The following is a 20,846-nucleotide window of genomic DNA, read 5'->3' as shown; positions in this document are numbered from 1 at the left end:
TGCATCAAGACGGGAAACGGGGGCAGCGATTCTCATTTGCGATTTGGTATCAATGGATGATTGAATTCAGTTGGAAACTGCGATCAGAGAGGATCGCTTAATTGTGGCTTCCTGAGTCAAATGACTTTCCCTGTCTAGCGTATGTATCCCGGGTTTCCATTGATTGCGGAAACGAGGCGCCAGTGGAAAACGACGGGGCATTTTGTGCTGGTAAAACAAACGGGGCGCAATTAGCCAATCTGGCAAATGCGCCCCGCAAAATAAATCAGTTCAGGCCGTGGCGGCCCATATCAAGGAATTTGTCGCGACGGCGCGCTTTAAGGACGCCACCTTCGATATTATCCATGCCTTGCAGGGCCTTGATGATCGCATCGCCAACGCGTTTGCAGGTATCAACCGGCGCGCGCTGGGCACCACCAAGCGGTTCTGTGATGATATCATCGATCACGCCAAGCTGCTGAAGATCCTGCGCTGTAAGGCGCAATGCTTCGGCGGCTGTTTTGGCTTCATCGCCAGAGCGCCACAGGATAGAGGCACAGCCTTCCGGCGAGATAACTGAATAGATCGAGTTTTCAAGCATCAGGACCGTATTGGCAACCGCCAGAGCAATCGCCCCGCCAGAGCCACCTTCGCCAATGATGACCGAAATCAGCGGGACCTTGATATCAAGGCAGGTTTCGATCGACCGTGCAATGGCTTCGGATTGTCCGCGGGCCTCGGCATCGGCACCCGGGAAAGCACCGGCGGTATCCACCAGCGTTACGACAGGAATGCCAAAACGTTCAGCCATGCGCATCAGGCGGATCGACTTGCGATAGCCTTCAGGCTTTGCCATGCCGAAATTGTGTTTCACACGGGATTCGGTGTCGCGGCCCTTTTCATGACCAATCACCATCACGCTGCGACCTTGCAGACGTGCCAAACCACCAATGATGGCTTCGTCCTCGCCAAAAAGGCGATCACCGGCAAGCGGGGTAAAGTCATCAAACAGATGTTCGACATAGTCGATGAAATGTGGTCGGTCCGGATGACGGGCGACCTGCGTTTTTTGCCATGCGGTCAGCTTGCCATAGGTGCCTTGCAGCAGTTTGGTCAGCTTATCCTGCAGACGTGCCACTTCATCGGTGATGTTGACTTCATCATCGCCGGTCAGGTGGCGCAATTCTTCGATCTTGCCTTCGAGTTCGGCGATCGGCTTTTCAAAATCCAGGAAGTTATGCATCAGGGCATCATATCCGGCTGGGAAACAATTTGGCGGAACATAGTTGATCGACCTGCTACGTCAAGGGCTGAGGACCTTAGAGGATAGAAATTCGATCCTTGCACGGTTTAATATCATCTTTATCGCATCGCACAGTGACAGATTTGTAAATGGAAATCCATGGCGACCAATATCAAGATTACCACGCCTTCCGATCCCACACTTGTGCCATTTGGTCGTCTTGTCGATATTCTTCAAGCGGCCTTTGCCGATCAGGACGACATCGTCGATCCACCAAGTTCGGCTAAGTTGGTGGATGTTGTCGAACTTAAATGGCGATTTTCCCGCGATCAACTGTTTCTGGCACAGGATGCTGCGGCGCGTGTGGTTGGTCAGATCTGGGTCGAAGATGTCGGGAAAGATGCCTATCTTTACAAGCTGGCGGTTGATCCGGCCTTAAAGGGGGGCGGGATTGGCAAGTTGCTCGTCGAAACAGCCTGCGATTATGCCAAAAAGGCAGGTAAGGATAACATGCGCCTTCATGTGCGGATTGAGCTGGTCGGTAATGTTGCCTTTTTTGAATCGCGCGGGTTTGAAGTTGCAGGTGAAGGTATCCATGATGGTTTTGAACGCACTACATTCTGGAAAATGGCGCGGCGATTAAGTGGCTCGTGACCAGATTGATCGTTTCTGGTTCTATGAAATAAGATCAGGATGATCAGGCGACGTCAGTGGTTGGTTTGATCACATAATAGGGGACATGGATTTCACCCCAATCCTTGAGTGCAAGAATAATCGGGCGCAGGGTTTCCCCCTTGGTGGTCAGGCTGTATTCCACGCGCGGCGGGACTTCGGCATAGACTTGGCGATGAATCAGGCCATCGGCTTCCATTTCACGCAATTGCCGGGTCACCATGCGCTGGGTCACGCCCGGCATTAAACGGCGTAATTCGTTAAACCGTTTTTTGCCATCCAGCAAATGATACAGCACGACGCCTTTCCATTTACCACCAATGACGCCAAGTGTCCCTTCAACCGGGCAGCCGGGACTGCGATTTGGCAGGCAATTTTCCATTGTGTTGTTTCCTGTGTTCTCGAAATACCGCAGAAATCAGCATTAGTATACAAAATGTTACTATATGCCAAAATTGTGCGTACTTACTTATATTGGTATTATGAGCTAAGTTCAGTGCATTCACAAATCAAACCTTTTTGCAAAGGATGCTGACAATGAAAGCTATTGGACTTTACAAAGCGGCTTCGGTCGAAACCAACGGTCTGTTTGCCCAGGCCGAGCTTGAGACTCCGCAGGCCACCGGGCACGATATTCTGGTTCGGGTTAAGGGCGTTGCGGTTAATCCCGTCGATTTCAAGGTTCGTCAGGGTAAAGCCGATGATGGTACTTTTAAAATTCTTGGCTGGGATGCGGCCGGTGTTGTCGAAGCCGTTGGTGACGACGTCACCCTGTTTCAGCCCGGTGACGAGGTTTGGTATGCCGGGGATGTCACCCGGTCCGGTTCAAACACCCAATTGCAGCTTGTCGATGAACGCATTGTTGCGAAAAAGCCGAAATCGCTTGGTTTCGCCGATGCGGCGGCTTTGCCGCTGACCACGATTACCGCGTGGGAAGCCCTGTTTGATCGCATGATGATCAATCGTGAAGACATCGCCGCCAACGCCAATAAAACGTTGTTGGTCATTGGGGGGGCTGGTGGCGTTGGTTCCATTGCTATTCAGCTTGGCAAGCTTGCCGGCTTGCGCGTGATCGCAACTGCTTCACGCCCGGAAACGATTGATTGGGTCAAAAATCTTGGTGCGGATCAGGTCATCAACCATCGCAATCCATTGGATGAAGAGTTGAAAGCCATCGATATTGCCAACGTTGATTACATCCTGTGCACATCGGAAACCGATCAGTATTTCGATGTCATGGCTGAAATCATTGCCCCACAGGGCCGTATTGCCACGATCACCGAAGCCAAAGACAATCATAATGTCGATTTGCTTAAGGCAAAATCGGCGAGCTTTGCCTATGAATTCATGTTCACCCGCTCGATGTTCCAGACGCCGGACATGATCGAACAGCACAAAATTTTGGCGACGGTTGCCGGTTTGATTGATGCTGGAACCTTAAAGAACACCGCCAATGAAAGCTTCGGTCCGTTGACGCCTGAAAGCCTGCGTAAGGCGCATGCTCTTTTGGAAACGGGCAAAGCAATTGGTAAAATCACTTTTGACGGTATTCCGGGCTGATCTGGTTTGAACTGATCTGAGATGAAATGCAAAAGGGGCATCGTCGGGTGCCCCTTTTGCTGTCGAACAGTTCGGTGTTTTAGCCCGCGTTAAGCGCTGCAATCACTTCGGCCTGACGGACCATGACTTCGGCCTGTTTGATCGAGGCAATATCGATCAAACGACCATCAAGTGCCACTGCACCGGCCCCTTCGGTTTGGGCCTTGGCCATGGCTTCTAGGATGCGTTTGGCCTTGGTGACTTCGGCGTCCGACGGGGAATAGACATCATTGGCAAGGCCGATCTGGCTGGGATGGATCGCCCATTTACCTTCGCAGCCTAGTACCATGGCGCGCGCGGCCTGTGCGCGGTAGCCTTCTGGATCGGAGAAGTCGCCAAACGGGCCATCAATTGGGCGCAATCCATTGGCGCGTGCTGCCACCACCATGCGGGCAATGGCATAGTGCCACATATCACCCCAGTGATAATCGCGAGGATTGTCGCCGTCCTTGTCGGTCAGAACGCCGTAATGCGGGTTTGGTCCGCCAATGCCGGTGGTCATTGCCTTGGTCGAGGCCGCGTAATCGGCAACACCGAAATGCAGGCTTTCATTGCGTTTCGACGCCGCAGCAATTTCGTGGATATTTTGCATGCCGAGTGCGGTTTCAATGATCAGCTCAAACCCGATGCGCTTTTTGCGGCCTTTGGCGGCTTCGATCTGGGTTGCCATCATATCAAGCGCATAGACATCAGATGCCGTGCCGACCTTTGGGATCATGATCAGATCAAGACGGTCGCCTGCTTGTTCAAGCACATCAACAACATCGCGATACATATAATGTGTATCAAGGCCGTTGATACGAACCGAAAGCACTTTGTTCCCCCAATCAATGTCATTGATGGCGGCGATAATGTTCTTGCGGGCCTGTTCCTTGTCACTTGGTGCGACGGCATCTTCAAGATCGAGGAAGATTGCATCGGCCTTGGACTTGGCAGCCTTTTCAAACAGTTCGATGCGGCTGCCCGGAACGGCCAATTCGGAACGGTTCAGGCGTGCCGGGGCCGGGGTCGGGATAGTGAAACTCATGGTAACGTCTCTCCAAAGCCTGTCATTTTGGAAGCCTTGAACGAAATAAGGTTCAGGCTTCCGGCGTTAAATGCTGTTGTCCCGTTTTCGGGATCGTACCGTGGCCGCCGTGACAGAAATTCAGGTCTGCGATCCTTGTGCGTCGCAGTGAGAAAACATGATGTTGATCCAACTTATGGTGCGCATGCTAACAGATGCAAGCCCTTTTGCGGACAAGACCATCGACTGAGACCAGAAAAGAATACCAGACATTTATATTGGCCAAACGGGGGCGCTATTTCAGGCATTTGATCCTGTTTGATGTCTGGAAAACGCAAAAACTGTGCATAAAGCGATGGCCCCTTAAGAAGGCAGAGGTTAGATTGCACGCAATATTGCGGATCGGGCGTGCCCGTTACCGTGTCCTTGGGGGAATTTTCAGGCAGAACCAAACCGCCCATGCGTCGCGCTTATTCCATATTTGTCTCTGCCGGTTTGGCGCCCTTTCTGATTTTAGGCGCTTGTCTTGTGCTTGCCCTGTCGCCCGGACTGGTGCCCGGCGAGTTGGCGGGGCTTGTGCGATATGGTCCTTTTATCCTTGCGGTATTGGGCAGTGCAATCGGTTGGTGGTTCAACCGCGGGCGCGCGGTTTTTGTCATGATCCTGCTTTTGGTCTGTTACTGGTTATTGGTGGGGAATGGTGGCGGCTTTTCGCCAGAAGGTTTGGCATTTCTGCGTATTGCCACCCTTTATCTGATTCCGGTCAATCTGCTGGTTCTGGGTTTTACTGCAGAACGCGGTGTTCTTAACTCGCGCGGCATCGCGCGGATGCTGGTGTTGGGGTTGCAGCTTTTTGTCATGTTGATGCTGGCGGGCAAGGCGGATGTCGGTGCGGCACTGTTTGATGTGCTGAATTACCAAGTGATTGATACTGGCAGTTTCATGGCCGATATGCCGCAACCTGCCCTGATCCTTTCGATCATCTCGGTTGGTGTTTTACTGATATTGCATCGGCCGCTTGAAACCAGTTTTGCCGCCGCAATCATCGCCATTGCCGTGGCGACTGTGATGGGGCCGGGCTTTATCAAATACGGATATCTGGCGGCGACAGGTGTGGTTCTGGCCGGCTTGGCGCAAGAAGCCTGGCGGATGGCTTTTGTTGATGACTTGACCGGTCTTCCGGGGCGTCGTGCGCTTGGACATGCCCTCGCGGAACTTGGCAGCCAATATGCGATTGCCATGCTTGACGTCGATCACTTTAAGAAATTCAACGATACCTATGGTCATGATGTTGGGGATATCGTTCTTAGACGCGTATCGCGCGAATTGGCACGTGTTGGCGGGGGCGGTAAGGCATTCCGCTATGGTGGTGAAGAATTTACCGTTGTTTTTGCCGGGCGGAATGTAGACAAAGCGTATGAACCGCTCGAAGCGCTTCGGGAACGTATTGCTGCAATCAAAATTACACCGCCTGATAAGAACAAGGCCGTATCGGTGACGATTTCGGTCGGCCTGTCAGAACGTAATGATGACATTACCGATCCGTGGGCGATCTTAAAACAGGCAGATGAAAAGCTTTATGCCGCCAAACAGGCAGGACGTAACCGGGTCGTGATTTAATCCGAGCCGGCTCAATCTAGTCCAGCCCGGCCCGGATTAATCAGTTTGGGGCCTAAAGATCAAAGTTCTTCGAATTTGAACAGCAACCGCATGGATCCGGCTGTATTGGCAAGGGTTGCAAGGCAGGTGCTGGCGCGGTCAGTCGGGATGGCGACGGCAAAGCGCGTGGTATAAATGCGGGCATCTTTTTCGTCGGTTGCCGACGCTGCAAGCTGGACGATATTGGCGCTGTATTCGATAAAAATTTCAGACAAGCGTGCGATCAGGCCCGGTTGGTCGATTCCCGAACATTCAATGATGTGGGTTGCGCCCGGTGCATGGTTTAGAAGCGGAGCAGGATAAATGGCTTCGACCGCTATTTCGGCTTGTTCCATCGGCAATTCGCATAGCGCGGCTTCGCATTCGGTGATCGGGCAAGTGTCGGGCAATTCGCAGGTTGTGACGAAAATCGCGCGGCCCTGATCAAGGGCGAAACTGGTCGGGCCAAGATTGGTGCCGATATCAAAAAGGCGGCCGGAAATATCGGAAACCAGACCGACACGGTCGGTGCAGGAAATGGTGATGCGCGTATTGGCGTTCATCCTTGGGGCTCCATCATGCATCCGCAACAGGTTCAGAGCCCAAAGCATAGCATCGGGCATGGTTGGGATGCATGTGATTTTTAAGGCGATTCTGCTGATGCCATCGGTATTCAGGTCTCAGCGTAAAACACAGAATGTGCGCGCCCGTGACTGTGAGGGGTGTCACAGTGTTATTGTGGTGATGGTGCCGTTTATAAAAAAGGTCCGGAAAAGGCAAAGGCCCGACGCGATAACGTCGGACCTTTCAATGGTGCGCCCGGAAGGATTCGAACCTCCGGCCCTCTGATTCGTAGTCAGATACTCTATCCAGCTGAGCTACGGGCGCTTTGCCTTGGTTTCCGGCGGTTTGCGTTGAGTGCTCCCCGTCGGCGGAGCGGAACTTATGCAAACGAGCGGGGCATTGCAAGCGGTAAATTTCAAAAAAACGTATTTTTTCCAGAAGCAGGTTTTTTCACGCTGCTAGGGCGTTGTTCTGCCCCGGTTTGTTGCGTTTGACGCAGTTATGGTGAACTATGGCTAAAAAAGGGGCAAAAGCGTCTTGTTCCACAATTGGTCGTGGACTAAGATGCATTCAATCCCGGGGGAGCAGGGGCTTGTTTCAATTCATAAAAAAGCAAGCTCAGGGAGATTCGCTTATTCCTACTTAGGTATTAGATCGAAATGGCCGTTCGTAAAACCTATCTCGCCGTAATTGGCGCCGCCCTTTTGCTGGGGGGATGTTCTTTTTCTTCAGAGGCCCTGTGGCCGACATTGGCTGGCGAAGGTAACGACGCCACCGAAAGTTCGGCGATGATGGCTGATACAAGTGGTGCCGATGCAACGACATCATCAGATGTCGCACGCAGCACCCAGCCGCTGACTGGCATGTCACAGACCGGGACCTTTGTTGGTTCCAGGGTCGAAAACATGCAGGCGGAACTCAATCGTCTGAAAGTGGCATTGAACGAGCATAACAACGAGTTGCAGCAGTTGCGTGCACAGACCGTGCGGAACTCGCAGGCATATCACGGGACCGTGGCAGCAATCAGTGCGCGCCTTCAGGTTGGCACCACTCCGGGCAACCCGGTACTGGTGCAACAGTGGAATACCGCGCAACAGGAACTTGATCGTGTGAATGACGACATTGCGGCGATGAATTCACTGGCCAACAATGTGGCCGCGGATTCGACCCTGTCGACTTTCCTGTTAGAATCGGTTCGTTCAGCCTATCAGGTTTCCGGCGCAGTTGATGAAGACCATCGTCAGCTTGCCCTTCTCGAAGATGAAACCAATCGCACGACGGTGTTGATTGATCGTCTTCTGAATGAAATCAGCGAAGGTCTTGCCCGTCAGACTTCCTATGTTAGCAACGAGCGTGCAAACCTCAATGCGCTGGCACTGGCGGTTAAAAATGGCGAGATCTTTGGCGATGCTCTGTCCAAGCGTGTCTTCCAGTCGCAGGCTGCCCCTGCTCCGGCAAGCAGCATGTCATCGAGTAATGATCGCCCGTTGGTGGTGATTCGTTTCGACAGTCCTAGCGTGAAATACGAGCAGGCGCTTTATAACGCGGTTAACCGCGTTCTTGAGCGTCGCCCGCAGGCCAGCTTTGACGTTGTTGCGGTGACGCCCAATCGCGGTACCCCGGCGCAGGTTGCGCTGAACAGCAATAAATCCAAACGTAATGCGCAGTCGGTTCTACGTTCCCTGACCGACATGGGCATGCCAAGCACACGGGTGCGCGTTTCTGATGCGACCAGTGCCTCGGTATCGGCCAACGAGGTACATGTCTTCGTCCGCTAGGGCGTGATCGGCATACGGTTTTATCAACGGTTGTGAACGGGTGCCCTGATTGATCAGGGCACCCGTTTATCGTTTGGGCGATGGTGTTTATGCTTAATCCATCACCCGATTCCACGGCCCGGTTTTTCGGGGCGTCATCACAGGGGGAAGCCCGGGTGGGCGATCTCGTCAATTTGCGTCAGGCACGCAAAAAGAAAAAACGCGATGCCAAGGAAAGGCAGGCCGATGCCAATCGGTCCCTGCATGGGCGCACGCGCGGTGAACGCACCAAAAAGGATGCAGAGGACCACAAGGCCGACAAGGAACATGAAGGCCATTTTCGGGAGGATGTGGATGTTGAAGCCCCGGATGCGGAAACCGTTGGATCAAAATCTTCCGAGGTCGAACATCCCAATGCCGACAGTTCCGAGACGGAAAACCCCACAGTTCCAAAGCCTGAAGTAGATCAAGTTAAGGATGCAAAACCTGTGACATCAAAGGCGGTCAAGCCGGACGCCAGTAATGTGGTGTCTTTTTTCCGGGCGGCAAATCCGAATTCAGAACCTGATAACGACTAAGGGCAGGACCTATTAATTCATTGAGTTCTGTTTGAAATAAAGCGTCTTGGCCACCGCTTTGATTCGGAACAGCAGATGCACCGAATGTGAATTTGATAGCACGCGTGCTTGTGCGACTAAGCGACAGGGTGCCGTTCGCAGGAATATTGGCTATCTTTGGGAATCGGATGATAAGGGGGCGTTGCCCGGCATTTGGTGTGAAAGTGATACGGGGTCGTACCCAAACACAACAGGCGGGCAAGTCTTTGGCCATCAGCGGGCAACCGGGCCGACCAGCATTGTTGCCGGTTTGGTCAATTCCCGGCACCGCCCTGGTTCCCCCAAATGGTGCCGGTCGCAAATCATTCATACCGAACCGTTCTGAACGGTTGGAATGATATCCCCAAGGTCTTTTAGGACAGAAGCGTTTCCGCTTCGCGCTTGCTTTGATCAAGCGCCTCGTCCCACCCCATCAGCCAGTCTTCATGGTCGCGGCTATCGGATGGATAGGGGTTTTCGGTTAGCCGATGGGCACCAAGCCCTGCCGAAAAGCCAGAGCCATAGGCCGGGTTGGGAAGATGGCGTTCATGCACCACCGGGGCATTGGCATCATAAATTTGATTGCGAAATGCTGGTAACGAGCACAATACCCCGTCATCAATCCCCAGTGGATAGGCCATCATCATGGCTCGGCCAAGGGATGTGATCGTCAGGGGGGCATCGGCGGTTTTGTGCACCAGACCGGCAATTTCCAAATGGGAAACTGCACTGTTGATTCGTCGCCGCAGATCCGGCGTGTCTTCGACAATGATCTGATTGCCGACATCATCAGTGCAAAACAGGGATAAAATGCGTTCAAGCAAGACGTCATGGTCAAGATTGCCTTCGGCGCCGCGTAGCACCGTTAGCATCAAGGCGGGATCGCCAGGCACGAAATCCGTTGCAGTGGACATCAGGGTCCTCCGTTCTGTCCGAACCGAATTCCCTCCCAGGGGCAGCGCTTTTTCTCTCTCTTTTCAGGACCGTCTCCGGACCTTGCTGCCTTTTATTATTATAGTTTGTAGATATGTTTCCAACTTGTGAAGACAAGATTGCAGTACGGAAAATTTTTTGTGTTCTCAGGCGGGAAAGGCTTGCAATGCGCAGCAACCTACGAGTGGATTTGGTGCAATAACGAGGATCCCAATTCAATTCAGGCCTTTGGCGTGTCGTTATCGCTTTTGACTGCTTTGTTGCTATCCGGATTGCGCCAGACGCGGATTTTGTTGCGTCCGCCTTCTTTGGCCGCATAAAGCGCCTGGTCCGCTTTTTCGATGATCTGTTCTATGGTTCGGGTTTTGGTCATCGGGGCGGCCCCAATAGATGCCGTGACGGGCAGGATGGAGCCATCGGTCAGTGTGACCGGGGATGCTTCGATCACGCGGCGCAGGCGTTCAAGAACGCGGGCGCATTGTTTCATATCGGCATTGGGCAGGCAGATCAGGAATTCTTCGCCACCATAACGATAAACCTTGTCAAAAGGCCGGACATGCGATTGCAGGATGCCCGCGACCGATTGCAGCACAAGATCGCCCGATTGATGGCCATAAGTATCATTAACCAGCTTAAAGTGATCCAGATCGACCAGTGCAATGGCGGTTGGTGTATCTGTGCGCACAGAGCGTTCGCGTTCGTTACTAAGATCGCCCAGCATGGTTTGCCGGTTATAGGTGCCGGTAAGCGGATCAACATCAGACCGGGCGGTGCGAAAGGCACGTTCAAGGCGACGCAATTGCGCAAAGAACGATTCAGCGCGCAACGACATCATTTCAAACTCGGCCTCGTCGACATCACCATCAATGTCATAGCCGTCCAGAAGCCGCTTGGCTGATGCATGAAGCTGTTCATGGGTTGCCGCCAGTGCATGAACAGCAGGTTGGTCGATCAGCCTGTTATGGCGATTAAGCGCATACCACGCCCCAAAGTCGCAATCGTGGTCTTCGGTATGATCATGGACGCTTGTTTCGGGTTTTCCTGCGGGCAGGACCAAATGGCGGCACCAACCGAGCATAAGGGAAATATGCTCGCTTAATGCCTTGTCGAGTTCGGCCAGAATATCGCGTTCCGCATCGGCCATACCAACCTCGGCGATGCTTTCACCCATTTTCCGGATTTTTCCGGTGGGTGATTTGCTATTCGTGGCAACTTTTTTCGGGCTCTCGGTCATTAACGAATCCGGGAAATACATCGACAAAGGTCTGTTTTAGCAGCCTATCGAGTTCCACCATAGAAATATCGACGCCAAGATCGGCGAGGCTTGTCACCCCGTGATCGGAAATGCCACAGGGGATGATGCCGCCAAAATGGCCTAAGTCCGGATTAACGTTGATTGCGATACCATGAAATGTCACCCAGCGCCGGATGCGGACGCCGATGGCAGCGATTTTTTCTTCGCGTCCACCATCGCGGACGACCCAGATGCCAACGCGACCGTCGCGGCGTTCACCGGCAATGCCAAGCACGGCCAAGGTGCGAATCACCCATTCTTCAAGGCTGTGAACATAGGCGCGAACATCGCGACCACGCTTTTTAAGGTCCATCATCAGGTAAACTGTGCGCTGGCCGGGGCCGTGATAGGTATATTGTCCACCACGTCCCGCGTCATAGACAGGAAAGCGATCGGGATCGACGAGATCCTCGATATGGGCGCTGGTGCCCGCGGTATAAAGCGGTGGATGTTCCAAAAACCATACGAGTTCCGTGGCTTTGCCATCATGTATGGCCTCGGCGCGGGCTTCCATTTCAGCCAGTGCTTCGGGATAAGGGACCAACCCGGGGGCGGTGCGCCATTCGGGGATTTGCGCGGATGGGGCGTTGGTTTGCATTTTTCCTGTCAAATAAGTGAAATGAGCCCTTGATCAGGGTGAACCTTTTTGCTATCTCCCTTTCCGCACCAAAGCAAGCCCACAAAATTACCTCAAGGGCTTGTCGACAAGACATATGCGGTCGTGGCGGAATTGGTAGACGCGCAGCGTTGAGGTCGCTGTGGGCTAACCCCCGTGGAAGTTCGAGTCTTCTCGACCGCACCATTATCTGGACTGATCCTTCGGGAAAGGTCACGAAAAAGAACCCGCCAGTGATGGCGGGTTTTTTCGTTTGTGATCATCCCCATATGAAACGTGGAAAGTTGCGGTGCGGCCTTGAAATTTATGCAATGCTGTGCCGTAGCAATGATTTGAACAGAATGCTTCAAACCAACCTAAAAGTGCTCTACGTTGTGTGCCCCACTTAAAGACAAAACATTCAGGACTTAACCGTAAATCGGTTAAATTTGTTCAAATACCTGAAATTAAAAGGTATTATAATGGAAAACGGAAATGACAAGCTGCGCGAAGCAGCTTTGGACTATCACCGGTATCCCACCCCGGGAAAGCTGTCGGTTACGGCGACCACAACACTTGCGAACCAGCGTGATCTTGCGCTGGCATATTCGCCGGGCGTTGCATTCGCCTGTGAAGAAATCGTCAAAGACCCCGAAACCGTAGCCGAATATACTGCGCGCGGCAATTTGGTTGGTGTGATTACCAATGGTACAGCCGTTCTGGGCCTTGGTGCAATTGGCCCGCTGGCTTCCAAGCCGGTGATGGAAGGCAAGGCGGTTCTGTTTAAGAAATTCGCCAATATCGATGTCTTCGATCTTGAGGTTGATCAAACGGATCCGCAGAAATTTATCGATCTCGTTGCGGCGCTTGAGCCGACTTTTGGGGGTATTAACCTAGAAGACATTAAGGCGCCAGAATGCTTCATCATCGAGAAAGCGCTGCGCGAACGCTGTAGCATTCCGATTTTCCATGATGATCAGCACGGAACCGCAATTTGTGTGGCCGCGGCCGTTCGAAATGCTCTTCGCGTTGTTGGCAAGGACATCACCAAGGTTCGCTTGGTGACGTCTGGTGCCGGTGCGGCGGCACTTGCCTGTCTGAACCTTTTGGTGTCGATGGGGCTGCCGCGCGAAAACATCACGGTCACGGACCGTTTCGGTGTGGCTTATAAGGGCCGCAAGGAAGAGATGGACCCGTGGAAAGCGGAATATGCCATCGATACGAATGCCCGGACCTTAAGTGATGTGATCGAAGGGGCTGATGTGTTCCTGGGGCTTTCCGCACCAAATATCATGGGCGAGGAAGAGTTGCGCAAGATGGGCGAACGTCCGATCATTATGGCGCTGGCTAACCCAACCCCGGAAGTTTCCCCGGAACTGGTGAAGAAAATCCGCCCGGATGCCGTCATGGCGACTGGGCGTACGGATTATCCGAACCAGGTCAACAATGTCCTGTGTTTCCCGTTCCTGTTCCGTGGGGCGCTTGATGTTGCCGCGACCGAGATCAACGAAGAAATGAAAATTGCCGCGGTCGAGGCGATTGCCGATTTGGCAACTGCCGAGGTTTCCGACATCGTGGCGGCCGCTTATGGCGGGCAGGAGCTTCGTTTCGGACCGGAATACTTAATTCCGAAACCGTTTGATCCGCGCCTGATGCTTGAAATCCCGCCACGTGTGGCAAAGGCAGCCATGGATAGCGGTGTTGCCAAACGTCCGATCACTGATTTCGATGCCTATCGCCAGCAACTTGAAGGTTTCGTCTTCCGGTCGGGGCTGGTGATGAAGCCGGTCTTTGATATGGCGCGTGCCCACAAAAAGCGCGTTGTCTATCCCGAGGGTGAATCGCGCCGTGTTCTTCAGGCCTGTCAGGTTCTGGTTGATGACGGTGTTTGTCATCCGGTTCTGATCGGGCGTCGCGATGTAATCCTTGAACGGATTGCCGAGATTGGCTTGCGTCTGATTCCGGACGAACAGGTTGAAATCCATGATCCAGAGGACAATCCGCATTTCGAACAGGACTGGCAGGATTTCCACAACATCATGGGGCGTCGCGGGATTAACCCGGAATATGCCCGTTCAATCGTACGGACCCGTCCGACCGTGATCGCAGCCCTTATGCTGCGTCGTGGGGAAGTGGATGCAATGCTATGCGGTTGTCAGGGCGGTTTCCTGCGTCATCTGCGCTATGTGCGTAATCTTGTTGGCGTGCAGAAAGGGGTGACTGATTTCTCGACCGTCAACATGATGATCATGAAACAGGGGACGTTCTTCCTGACCGATACCTATGTTTCGGTCGATCCGACCCCGGAACATGTCGCGGAAACGGCCATTATGGCCGCTGATGTGGTCAAACGTTTTGGTATCACGCCAAAAGCCGCCCTGATTTCGCATTCGAACTTCGGCAGCCATGAAAACAAATCAGCCTGCAAGATGCGTGATGCGTTGCAATTGATCCGAACATTGGCCCCCGATCTTGAGATTGAGGGTGAGATGCATGCGGATGCCGCGATTTCCGAAGAAATCCGGGCACGTATTTTCCCAAATTCGATGCTGAAAGGTTCGGCCAATCTATTAGTGATGCCAACCCTTGATGCGGCGAACATCTCATACAATATGGTCAAGATGCTTGGGGATGGTTTGCCGGTCGGTCCGATCTTGGTCGGGGCGGCAAAACCGGCCCATGTGGTCAGCCCGTCGATTACGGTGCGCGGTATTGTCAATATGAGCGCCGTTGCCGTGGTCGATGCAATTAATCGCAGTCAAGACAACAAATAACCGCAGATTGCGGTCGGTGTTGTGGTCCTGGCCCTTGACCGGGCAAGGATGATAGCGCAGAAACAGCCGTGTCGGGCGTCAGGTCCGGCACGGCATTTTTAAGTCAAATTCAGGTACGGTTGTAACGCAGCACATAAATCAGGGAGGGGCAAATGACAGACCAGGTCGAAGAACTGGAACGCCCGGCAGAAAACGCTTCGTCTGGCGATGAATATGTCGATCTTACTCCTGAATATGCCCGCGAGATTATTGATGCACTTGGCGATGATGATTTCGCGCGTGCCGACGAACTGATTTCCGAGCTGCACTTTGCCGATATTGCCGACCTTTTGGGGTGGGCAAGCAGCAATCAGCGCGCGAAACTTGTTGAACTGATCCGTCCGGATTTTGATCCGGAACTTCTGACCGAACTTGATGACGACCTGCGTGAAGAAGTCATTTCGCTGCTCGGTACCGAAGCCGTGGCCGAAGCGATTTCCGAACTCGATTCGGATGACGTGGTCGAGGTCGTCGAATATCTGGAAGCAGAAGACCAGAAGGAAATTCTGGGCGGGCTTTCCGATATTGAACGTGCGCGCGTTGAAGAAGCTCTGTCCTATCCGGAATATACCGCCGGTCGTATTATGCAGCGCGAGCTGGTGGCGATCCCGGATTACTGGTCTGTTGGTCAGACGATCGATTTCCTGCGTTCAGCAAAAAACCTTCCGGATGATTTTTACGATATCATCGTTGTTGATCCGCGCTATAGCCCGGTCGGCATTGTGCCGCTGTCACGTGCAATCCGTACCAACCGTCCGGTTCTGATCCGTGATGTGATGGATGCGGAAAATATGCGCACCGTTGCTGTGACGGAAGAACAGGAAAATGTCGCCCATCTGTTCCGTCAGCGCGACCTTATTTCGGCACCTGTGGTTGACGACAGCGGTCGGTTGGTCGGTGTCATCACGGTCGATGACGTCGTCGATGTTATCGATGAAGAATACGAAGAAGATATGATGCGCCTTGCTGGTGTCGGCGAGGAAGATGACCTTTCAAGTGCCATTTTTGATACCACGCGATCACGCTTTACCTGGTTGCTGGTCAATCTTGGCACTGCGATTGCGGCATCGATGGTAATTGGCGCTTTTGAAGGGACCATTCAGCAACTTGTTGCCTTGGCTGTGCTGATGCCGATTGTCGCCTCGATGGGCGGAAATGCGGGCACCCAGACCCTGACGGTTGCTGTACGTGCGATTGCGACCCGTGAATTGACCAGTACAAATGCCTGGCGTGTTGTCCGCAAGGAAGTGGCGGTATGTGGTCTTAACGGCGTTGCCTTTGCTGTTCTGGCAGGCGGGGTTACATGGTTCTGGTTCGGCGACGTGCTGCTGGGCAGTGTTATTGGTATTGCGATGGTGATCAATCTGTTGTTTGCCGGTTTTTTTGGGGCGTTGATCCCGTTGGGATTGGAACGGGCCGGAATTGATCCCGCAGTATCGTCGGCTGTATTTTTGACAACGATCACCGATGTGGTTGGGTTCTTTGCCTTTCTGGGATTGGCGGCAGTAATTCTGCTGTAATCGCAGATAAGCAGGTAATATGTAAAAAAGCAGGGCGTTCGTGCCCTGCTTTTTTGTTTGATGTTTCGTTCTGAACCTGGAACCCGTTAGCCTGAAATTCCTGAGGGCTCAGTTGTGAACGATTGGCTTTTCAGCCGGGGTTCGGCGGTTGAGCAACGCGGCCGTTTCCGAGGCATCAACCGGCGGCAAAAGCAGGAAGCCCTGCAATTCGTCACAATCGGCAGCTTGCAGGACCGCAAGTTGATCCTCGGTCTCGACTCCGACGGCGACAACCTTGCGGTTCAGGCTTTTGCACAGGCGAATTGCCGGTTGAAGGATGCTGTTTTCGGGCTGTTCATCAAGTGCGATGCTAAACAAGGCTTTTGACAGCTTGATGCGCTGAACCGGGAACCGTTTAAGGTAACGCAGCGACGTATTGGCAGCGGCAAAGTGATCCAGGGTCAAACCAATGCCTGCCTCGGCAAAGCGGTAAAATTGACCAAGGGCGCGTTCGGGATCGCGCATGGCAATTTCCTCGGACACTTCGACTTCAATCATGGCCGGATCGATTTCATGCGCATTGGTCAGTTCGACAATGTTCTTGATCAGATCGGCCTGAATGAACTGGCGGCTTGAAACGTTTAATGCCACTGGAACCGGGGTATAGCCGTCGTCACGCCAGGCGGCGATTTGGGCACAGACGGTTTCAATGATCCATCGCCCAAGTGGCGATAACAATCCGGTACGGTCGGCAACTGCGATGAAGTCGGGCGGCAGGCGCCGTTTGCCGCTTTCATCGATCCAGCGCAAAAGGGCCTCGAACCCGGTAAGCACACGATCTGATGTGCGAAAGCGCGGCTGGAATTCCAGAATAAAGCGTTTTTCGTCTACGGCCCTGCGCAGTTGGGTTTCCATCGACAGACGCGCATGCATCACGCTGTTCATCGTCTCGACAAAGAAGCAATAAGACGATTCTGCTGATTTCTGGGCGCGATACATCGCGGCATCGGCATTGGCCAGCAATTGTGACGGTGCACGGGCATCGTTGGGATAAAGGGCAACACCGACACTGACATGCAGACGGATTTCTTCACTGCCACCGCTTTGGATCGGTTGGGACATGGCTTCGACGATGCGTTCCGCAACGAGTGCAGCACCTTCAGCCTCGGATAAATCGGTTGCGATGACGGCAAACATATCGCCCGAAAAACGTGCGCAGGTGTCTTTTTCCCGCACCGTCGCCCGCAGGCGACCTGAAACCGTGCGCAGTGTTTCATCGCCGATTTCTGATCCGAACCGGTCATTGATGGCCCGGAAATTATCAATGTCGACGACCAGAACGGATAAAAGCTTTTCATAGCGCTTGGCGTGGGCAACGGCCTGATTTAGACGGTCGTCAAAAAGAGCGCGGTTGGGCAGACCCGTCATCGGATCGTGGGTGGCAAGGTAACGCAGACGGTTGACCGAAGCATTGGCCGCCGGGTTGTGATGTAGCGTGATATCGACGCTGTCTTCGTGGTCGATGGATGGCTTCATCGACAGATCGCAGACGACATGTACACCCTCGGCGCTGCGCACGACCCATTCGCGGCGAAACTCTTCATCACCGCGATTGATCGCGAGCAACATTTTTTCCTGTGCACGGCGTGATGCCGTGCCATCTGACTGGAATTCGGGTGCAAGATTATAGAACCGGATAAAGCCGTAATCCTCTTCGCGCAAATCAAAGAAATCCGCAGTTTCCGGCGTCATTGATTTCAGGTGACCATCCAGACGTGTAATCGCCAGCGACAGGTCGTTGATATCATCAGGCGTGCGCATGTGATGAATGATGCGGTTTGACATGCGCGGCTGCCGGTTGGTCAAAACAAACACGATCAATGTCATGATGATGGTGATGGCAGCCCCGATGAACAGAACCAGTTCCGGGCTGAACATCGCCTGATTGGCCAGGGTCGGATCTGCGATCACATCAATCTGCCATTGGCGACCGGCGATATCGATATTGGCTGTTTGTTGCAGATTTAGTGTGTCGCCTTCGCCCTGAAGGTCAAACAGAACGGTATCGCCTTCGCGGACGCGAACGGAATATCCGACGATTCCATCGTCATCGATGACCGAGGTCAGCATAGTTCGGATTCGAACCACGCCATTGATGATGCCGACAATCTGACCTTCATGGTCAAGCACCGGGGTATAGACGGCAAAGCCTCGACCGCCTTGAAGCAATTCAAGGGTCGGGGTTATCTGGGTGCGGCGCTGATCAAGGGCGATATCAAGAACGGGACCGGCAATCGGGTGGCGTTTAAGATCGGCCCCCATTGCCGGGACATTGCCTTTGATCGGGGCAACATACAGGATAATATAGTTGGGCGTGACCCAGTTGATTGCCTGAAGAGCCGGGAAACGGGCCTGTAATGGGGTCGCAAGGCTTAGATAATCGCGTTCTTCGACCGGGGGGCCATTTTGCCAGTTATCAGCAAAATTCTCGATGACATGCAGGTTACTATCGACAAGCTGTTTGATCTGACGTGCGATGCCTGTCGACATGATCCGGGCCGAGGACAGTAACATGGTGTCGCGGTTCTGCCGCGCGTTGCTCCAGAGCAGGAAGGTCGCCAGCGCCAGAACAATGCCTATCGCAAAACCGGCAAGCAGCGCCTGTTTGCGAATGCCGGTTTTCCGCCGGACAGCGGAGTCTTCTGATTGCTGGATGTCTTCTGCCATATATTCCCCAAGCACGACGTCAACGTTGCACCGTGTATTTTGTTTTTCATTTCAGATCGTTAGCAAGGCTTGCACCAAGCAGTATCTATAGCACCCATCACTTTGACCAGACGACTTTTCTGCAAAGATAAAAAATAGCACGCCTGTGGATCATGATTCCAAAATTAATCCGCTAGGTTGTTTATGTGGGTATTCTTGCACAATTTTAAGGGCTTGCGTGCAGCCAAATATGAATAAATTTCAAATAGGACCTGCTCAGAAGAATAGTTTCTGCCCAAAGGTGCTGATTTCAAGCGATCTGTCATCTGTACCTTCGTGCGGGTCTGTTCCTGAGCGTCTATTTGGTGTATGTCGATGCCCGGTGCGGCATCCCGCAATGCGCGCCCGAAATGCCCGACCAAAGAGAGAGTTTATGAAACAACATCCCCGTAATTCCCGTGCCCGCGGTGGGCGCCGCAAGGCCGCGCCTCGTCGTGATCCGTTGATCGGTTTTGAAACAACGGCAACAATTCGCGAAATCGGCGCACGCGGTGATGGGATTGCCAGCGTAACCGTACCAAATGGTGCCAATATTATTGCCTATGTCGATTGTGTGTTGCCCGGTGACGAAGTGCGCGTCGCATTGCGCCAGAAGCGCGGCGACGGATATGGCGCAGAACTGATCGAGCTTATCACCCGAAGCGCACCGGCAAGTGAACCGCGATGTAGCCATTTTCAAAGCTGCGGTGGCTGTGCGCTTCAGCATCTTGATGACGCGGCATATCGTGACTGGAAACGTCAAAAGGCGGTCATCGCCCTGCAACGTGCCGGGATTGAGCCTGATGATGCGGAAAATCTTGTCGGGGCGGTCGAAATATCGCCACCGGCCACGCGCCGCCGAGCCGGGTTTGCGGTGCACGTCAGTGGATCGGGGGTGCATGTCGGTTTTCATGGTCGTTTCAGTCACACGGTGATTGATATTACCGATTGTGCCGTTCTCCATCCAGGTCTGATGGCATTTCGCGATGCGTTTGCGACTTTTCTACGTGCCTGTGATCTGGCTGCGGCAAAGGTCGTGAACGAGCTTTTCGTTACCCTTGTTGATAACGGCCTTGATGTGGTGATCCACGCCAGTGCAGAACCGGGGCTTGATATGCGCCAGGATCTGGCCGAGCTTGCCCAAGATCAGGATCTGGCGCGGCTAAGCTGGAAGGTTGGCGATGCGATTGATGAACCGGTTGCCGCTCGGCGGACCCCGACTGTAACCTTCGAAGGCGTTGTCGTTCCTGTGCCGCCGGGGGGGTTCCTTCAGGCGACGCATACGGGCGAGGTAACTCTGGCCAATGCGATCAAAACGGCCTTGCAACAGATTCCAGCCCGTCATGTTGCAGACCTGTTTTGCGGGATAGGAAGCTTTACCTTTGCCTTGGCCCTTGGCGGGGATCGGCGCAATGTGCTGGCGGTTGAAAGTGATCCACGGGCAGTTCGCAGTTTGCAATACGCGGTTGGTCAATCAGCCAGCCCGATCAAGGTTGTAGACCGCGATCTGTTCCGGCGTCCTCTTGATCGATCCGAACTTTCGGGGCTTGACCTTGTCCTTTTTGATCCGCCGCGTGCCGGTGCGCTGGCGCAATGTGAAAACCTTGCGGTGGATGGGCCTGAATGGGTTCTTGCAGTATCCTGTAACCCGGCAACCTTTGCTCGCGATATACGGATGTTGCGTAATGGCGGTTACGAAGTGCAGGAAGTTATGCCGGTTGATCAGTTCCTGTGGTCAACGCATCTGGAAATGTTTGCAGTGCTGCGGCGCAGAAGTCCTGCGGTCTGACTGAAATCAGTATCCTGAAATGCAATGGAGTGATGAAACGCTTCAGTTGTTTGTTTTGGCTTAATATTTAATCCAGAATGCGCTATACTTATGTCTGGTTTTTCCGCCGGACGTCCAGGATGGT

The 20,846-nt window shown here is 53.3% G+C and carries 16 protein-coding genes and 2 tRNA genes; 9 read left to right on the top strand and 9 right to left on the bottom strand.

The features are described 5' to 3' along the window. Positions 1 to 265: 265 nt before the first annotated feature. The gene (locus TALK_RS14825) at positions 266 to 1,222 is read right to left on the bottom strand and encodes an acetyl-CoA carboxylase carboxyltransferase subunit alpha (RefSeq protein ID WP_085619926.1); all 957 of its coding nucleotides are present in this window, start codon (positions 1,220 to 1,222) and stop codon (positions 266 to 268) included. Between the two features lie 159 nt (positions 1,223 to 1,381). On the opposite strand from TALK_RS14825, the gene TALK_RS14820 reads away from it, so the two are divergent. Beyond that, the gene (locus TALK_RS14820) at positions 1,382 to 1,876 is read left to right on the top strand and encodes a GNAT family N-acetyltransferase (RefSeq protein WP_085619925.1); all 495 of its coding nucleotides are present in this window, start codon (positions 1,382 to 1,384) and stop codon (positions 1,874 to 1,876) included. Positions 1,877 to 1,919: 43 nt separating this feature from the next. Here TALK_RS14820 and TALK_RS14815 read toward each other — a convergent pair whose 3' ends face one another. Further along, the gene (locus tag TALK_RS14815) at positions 1,920 to 2,276 is read right to left on the bottom strand and encodes a winged helix-turn-helix transcriptional regulator (RefSeq protein ID WP_085619924.1); all 357 of its coding nucleotides are present in this window, start codon (positions 2,274 to 2,276) and stop codon (positions 1,920 to 1,922) included. 155 nt (positions 2,277 to 2,431) lie between these two features. Between TALK_RS14815 and TALK_RS14810 the strand changes: the two genes are divergently transcribed. Next, positions 2,432 to 3,454, top strand: coding sequence for a zinc-binding alcohol dehydrogenase family protein (locus TALK_RS14810; RefSeq protein WP_085619923.1), 1,023 nt, complete (start codon positions 2,432 to 2,434; stop codon positions 3,452 to 3,454). A 79-nt stretch (positions 3,455 to 3,533) separates the two neighbouring features. Here TALK_RS14810 and TALK_RS14805 read toward each other — a convergent pair whose 3' ends face one another. Continuing rightward, positions 3,534 to 4,520, bottom strand: coding sequence for an HpcH/HpaI aldolase/citrate lyase family protein (locus TALK_RS14805; RefSeq protein ID WP_085619922.1), 987 nt, complete (start codon positions 4,518 to 4,520; stop codon positions 3,534 to 3,536). Positions 4,521 to 4,958: 438 nt separating this feature from the next. Between TALK_RS14805 and TALK_RS14800 the strand changes: the two genes are divergently transcribed. Then, a complete protein-coding gene (locus TALK_RS14800; protein WP_085619921.1) occupies positions 4,959 to 6,119 on the top strand; it encodes a GGDEF domain-containing protein in 1,161 nt (386 codons plus the stop codon). 59 nt (positions 6,120 to 6,178) lie between these two features. Here TALK_RS14800 and TALK_RS14795 read toward each other — a convergent pair whose 3' ends face one another. Further along, a complete protein-coding gene (locus TALK_RS14795; RefSeq protein WP_085619920.1) occupies positions 6,179 to 6,700 on the bottom strand; it encodes a glycine cleavage system transcriptional repressor in 522 nt (173 codons plus the stop codon). A 248-nt stretch (positions 6,701 to 6,948) separates the two neighbouring features. Next, positions 6,949 to 7,025 (bottom strand) — tRNA-Arg (locus TALK_RS14785). Positions 7,026 to 7,360: 335 nt separating this feature from the next. On the opposite strand from TALK_RS14785, the gene TALK_RS14780 reads away from it, so the two are divergent. Then, entirely contained in the window at positions 7,361 to 8,479 is a 1,119-nt protein-coding gene (locus tag TALK_RS14780) for a hypothetical protein (protein WP_085619918.1), read from the top strand. An 89-nt stretch (positions 8,480 to 8,568) separates the two neighbouring features. Next, positions 8,569 to 9,036, top strand: coding sequence for a DUF4169 family protein (locus tag TALK_RS14775; RefSeq protein WP_211274829.1), 468 nt, complete (start codon positions 8,569 to 8,571; stop codon positions 9,034 to 9,036). A gap of 392 nt (positions 9,037 to 9,428) precedes the next feature. Here TALK_RS14775 and TALK_RS14765 read toward each other — a convergent pair whose 3' ends face one another. From TALK_RS14765 to lipB, 3 genes are all read right to left on the bottom strand, one after another. Continuing rightward, the gene (locus TALK_RS14765) at positions 9,429 to 9,968 is read right to left on the bottom strand and encodes a hypothetical protein (protein WP_085619916.1); all 540 of its coding nucleotides are present in this window, start codon (positions 9,966 to 9,968) and stop codon (positions 9,429 to 9,431) included. 239 nt (positions 9,969 to 10,207) lie between these two features. Further along, positions 10,208 to 11,158 carry a diguanylate cyclase gene (locus TALK_RS14760; protein WP_245829938.1) on the bottom strand — a complete coding sequence of 317 codons (951 nt, stop codon included), beginning with the start codon at positions 11,156 to 11,158 and terminating at the stop codon, positions 10,208 to 10,210. Between the two features lie 28 nt (positions 11,159 to 11,186). Beyond that, positions 11,187 to 11,879 (bottom strand): lipoyl(octanoyl) transferase LipB, encoded by a 693-nt coding sequence (gene lipB, locus TALK_RS14755; protein WP_085619914.1) that lies wholly within the window; start codon positions 11,877 to 11,879, stop codon positions 11,187 to 11,189. A 117-nt stretch (positions 11,880 to 11,996) separates the two neighbouring features. Between lipB and TALK_RS14750 the strand changes: the two genes are divergently transcribed. The 3 genes from TALK_RS14750 (at position 11,997) to mgtE (ending at position 16,209) form a co-directional block, all read left to right on the top strand. Next, a tRNA-Leu gene (locus tag TALK_RS14750) sits at positions 11,997 to 12,083 on the top strand. Positions 12,084 to 12,358: 275 nt separating this feature from the next. Further along, entirely contained in the window at positions 12,359 to 14,650 is a 2,292-nt protein-coding gene (locus TALK_RS14745; protein ID WP_085619913.1) for an NADP-dependent malic enzyme, read from the top strand. 152 nt (positions 14,651 to 14,802) lie between these two features. Next, positions 14,803 to 16,209, top strand: coding sequence for a magnesium transporter (gene mgtE, locus TALK_RS14740; protein ID WP_085619912.1), 1,407 nt, complete (start codon positions 14,803 to 14,805; stop codon positions 16,207 to 16,209). A gap of 108 nt (positions 16,210 to 16,317) precedes the next feature. On the opposite strand, the gene TALK_RS14735 is transcribed toward mgtE, so the two are convergent. Beyond that, positions 16,318 to 18,915, bottom strand: coding sequence for a bifunctional diguanylate cyclase/phosphodiesterase (locus tag TALK_RS14735; protein WP_085619911.1), 2,598 nt, complete (start codon positions 18,913 to 18,915; stop codon positions 16,318 to 16,320). A gap of 412 nt (positions 18,916 to 19,327) precedes the next feature. Here TALK_RS14735 and TALK_RS14730 point away from each other — a divergent pair, with 412 nt between their 5' ends. Continuing rightward, positions 19,328 to 20,722, top strand: coding sequence for a class I SAM-dependent RNA methyltransferase (locus tag TALK_RS14730; protein ID WP_085619910.1), 1,395 nt, complete (start codon positions 19,328 to 19,330; stop codon positions 20,720 to 20,722). Positions 20,723 to 20,846 lie beyond the last annotated feature (124 nt).

Source organism: Thalassospira alkalitolerans (assembly GCF_002115745.1).
Lineage (GTDB): Bacteria > Pseudomonadota > Alphaproteobacteria > Rhodospirillales > Thalassospiraceae > Thalassospira > Thalassospira alkalitolerans.
The sequence above is the reverse complement of the archived record's forward strand: the minus strand, read 5'-3'. Positions and strand labels throughout refer to the sequence as shown.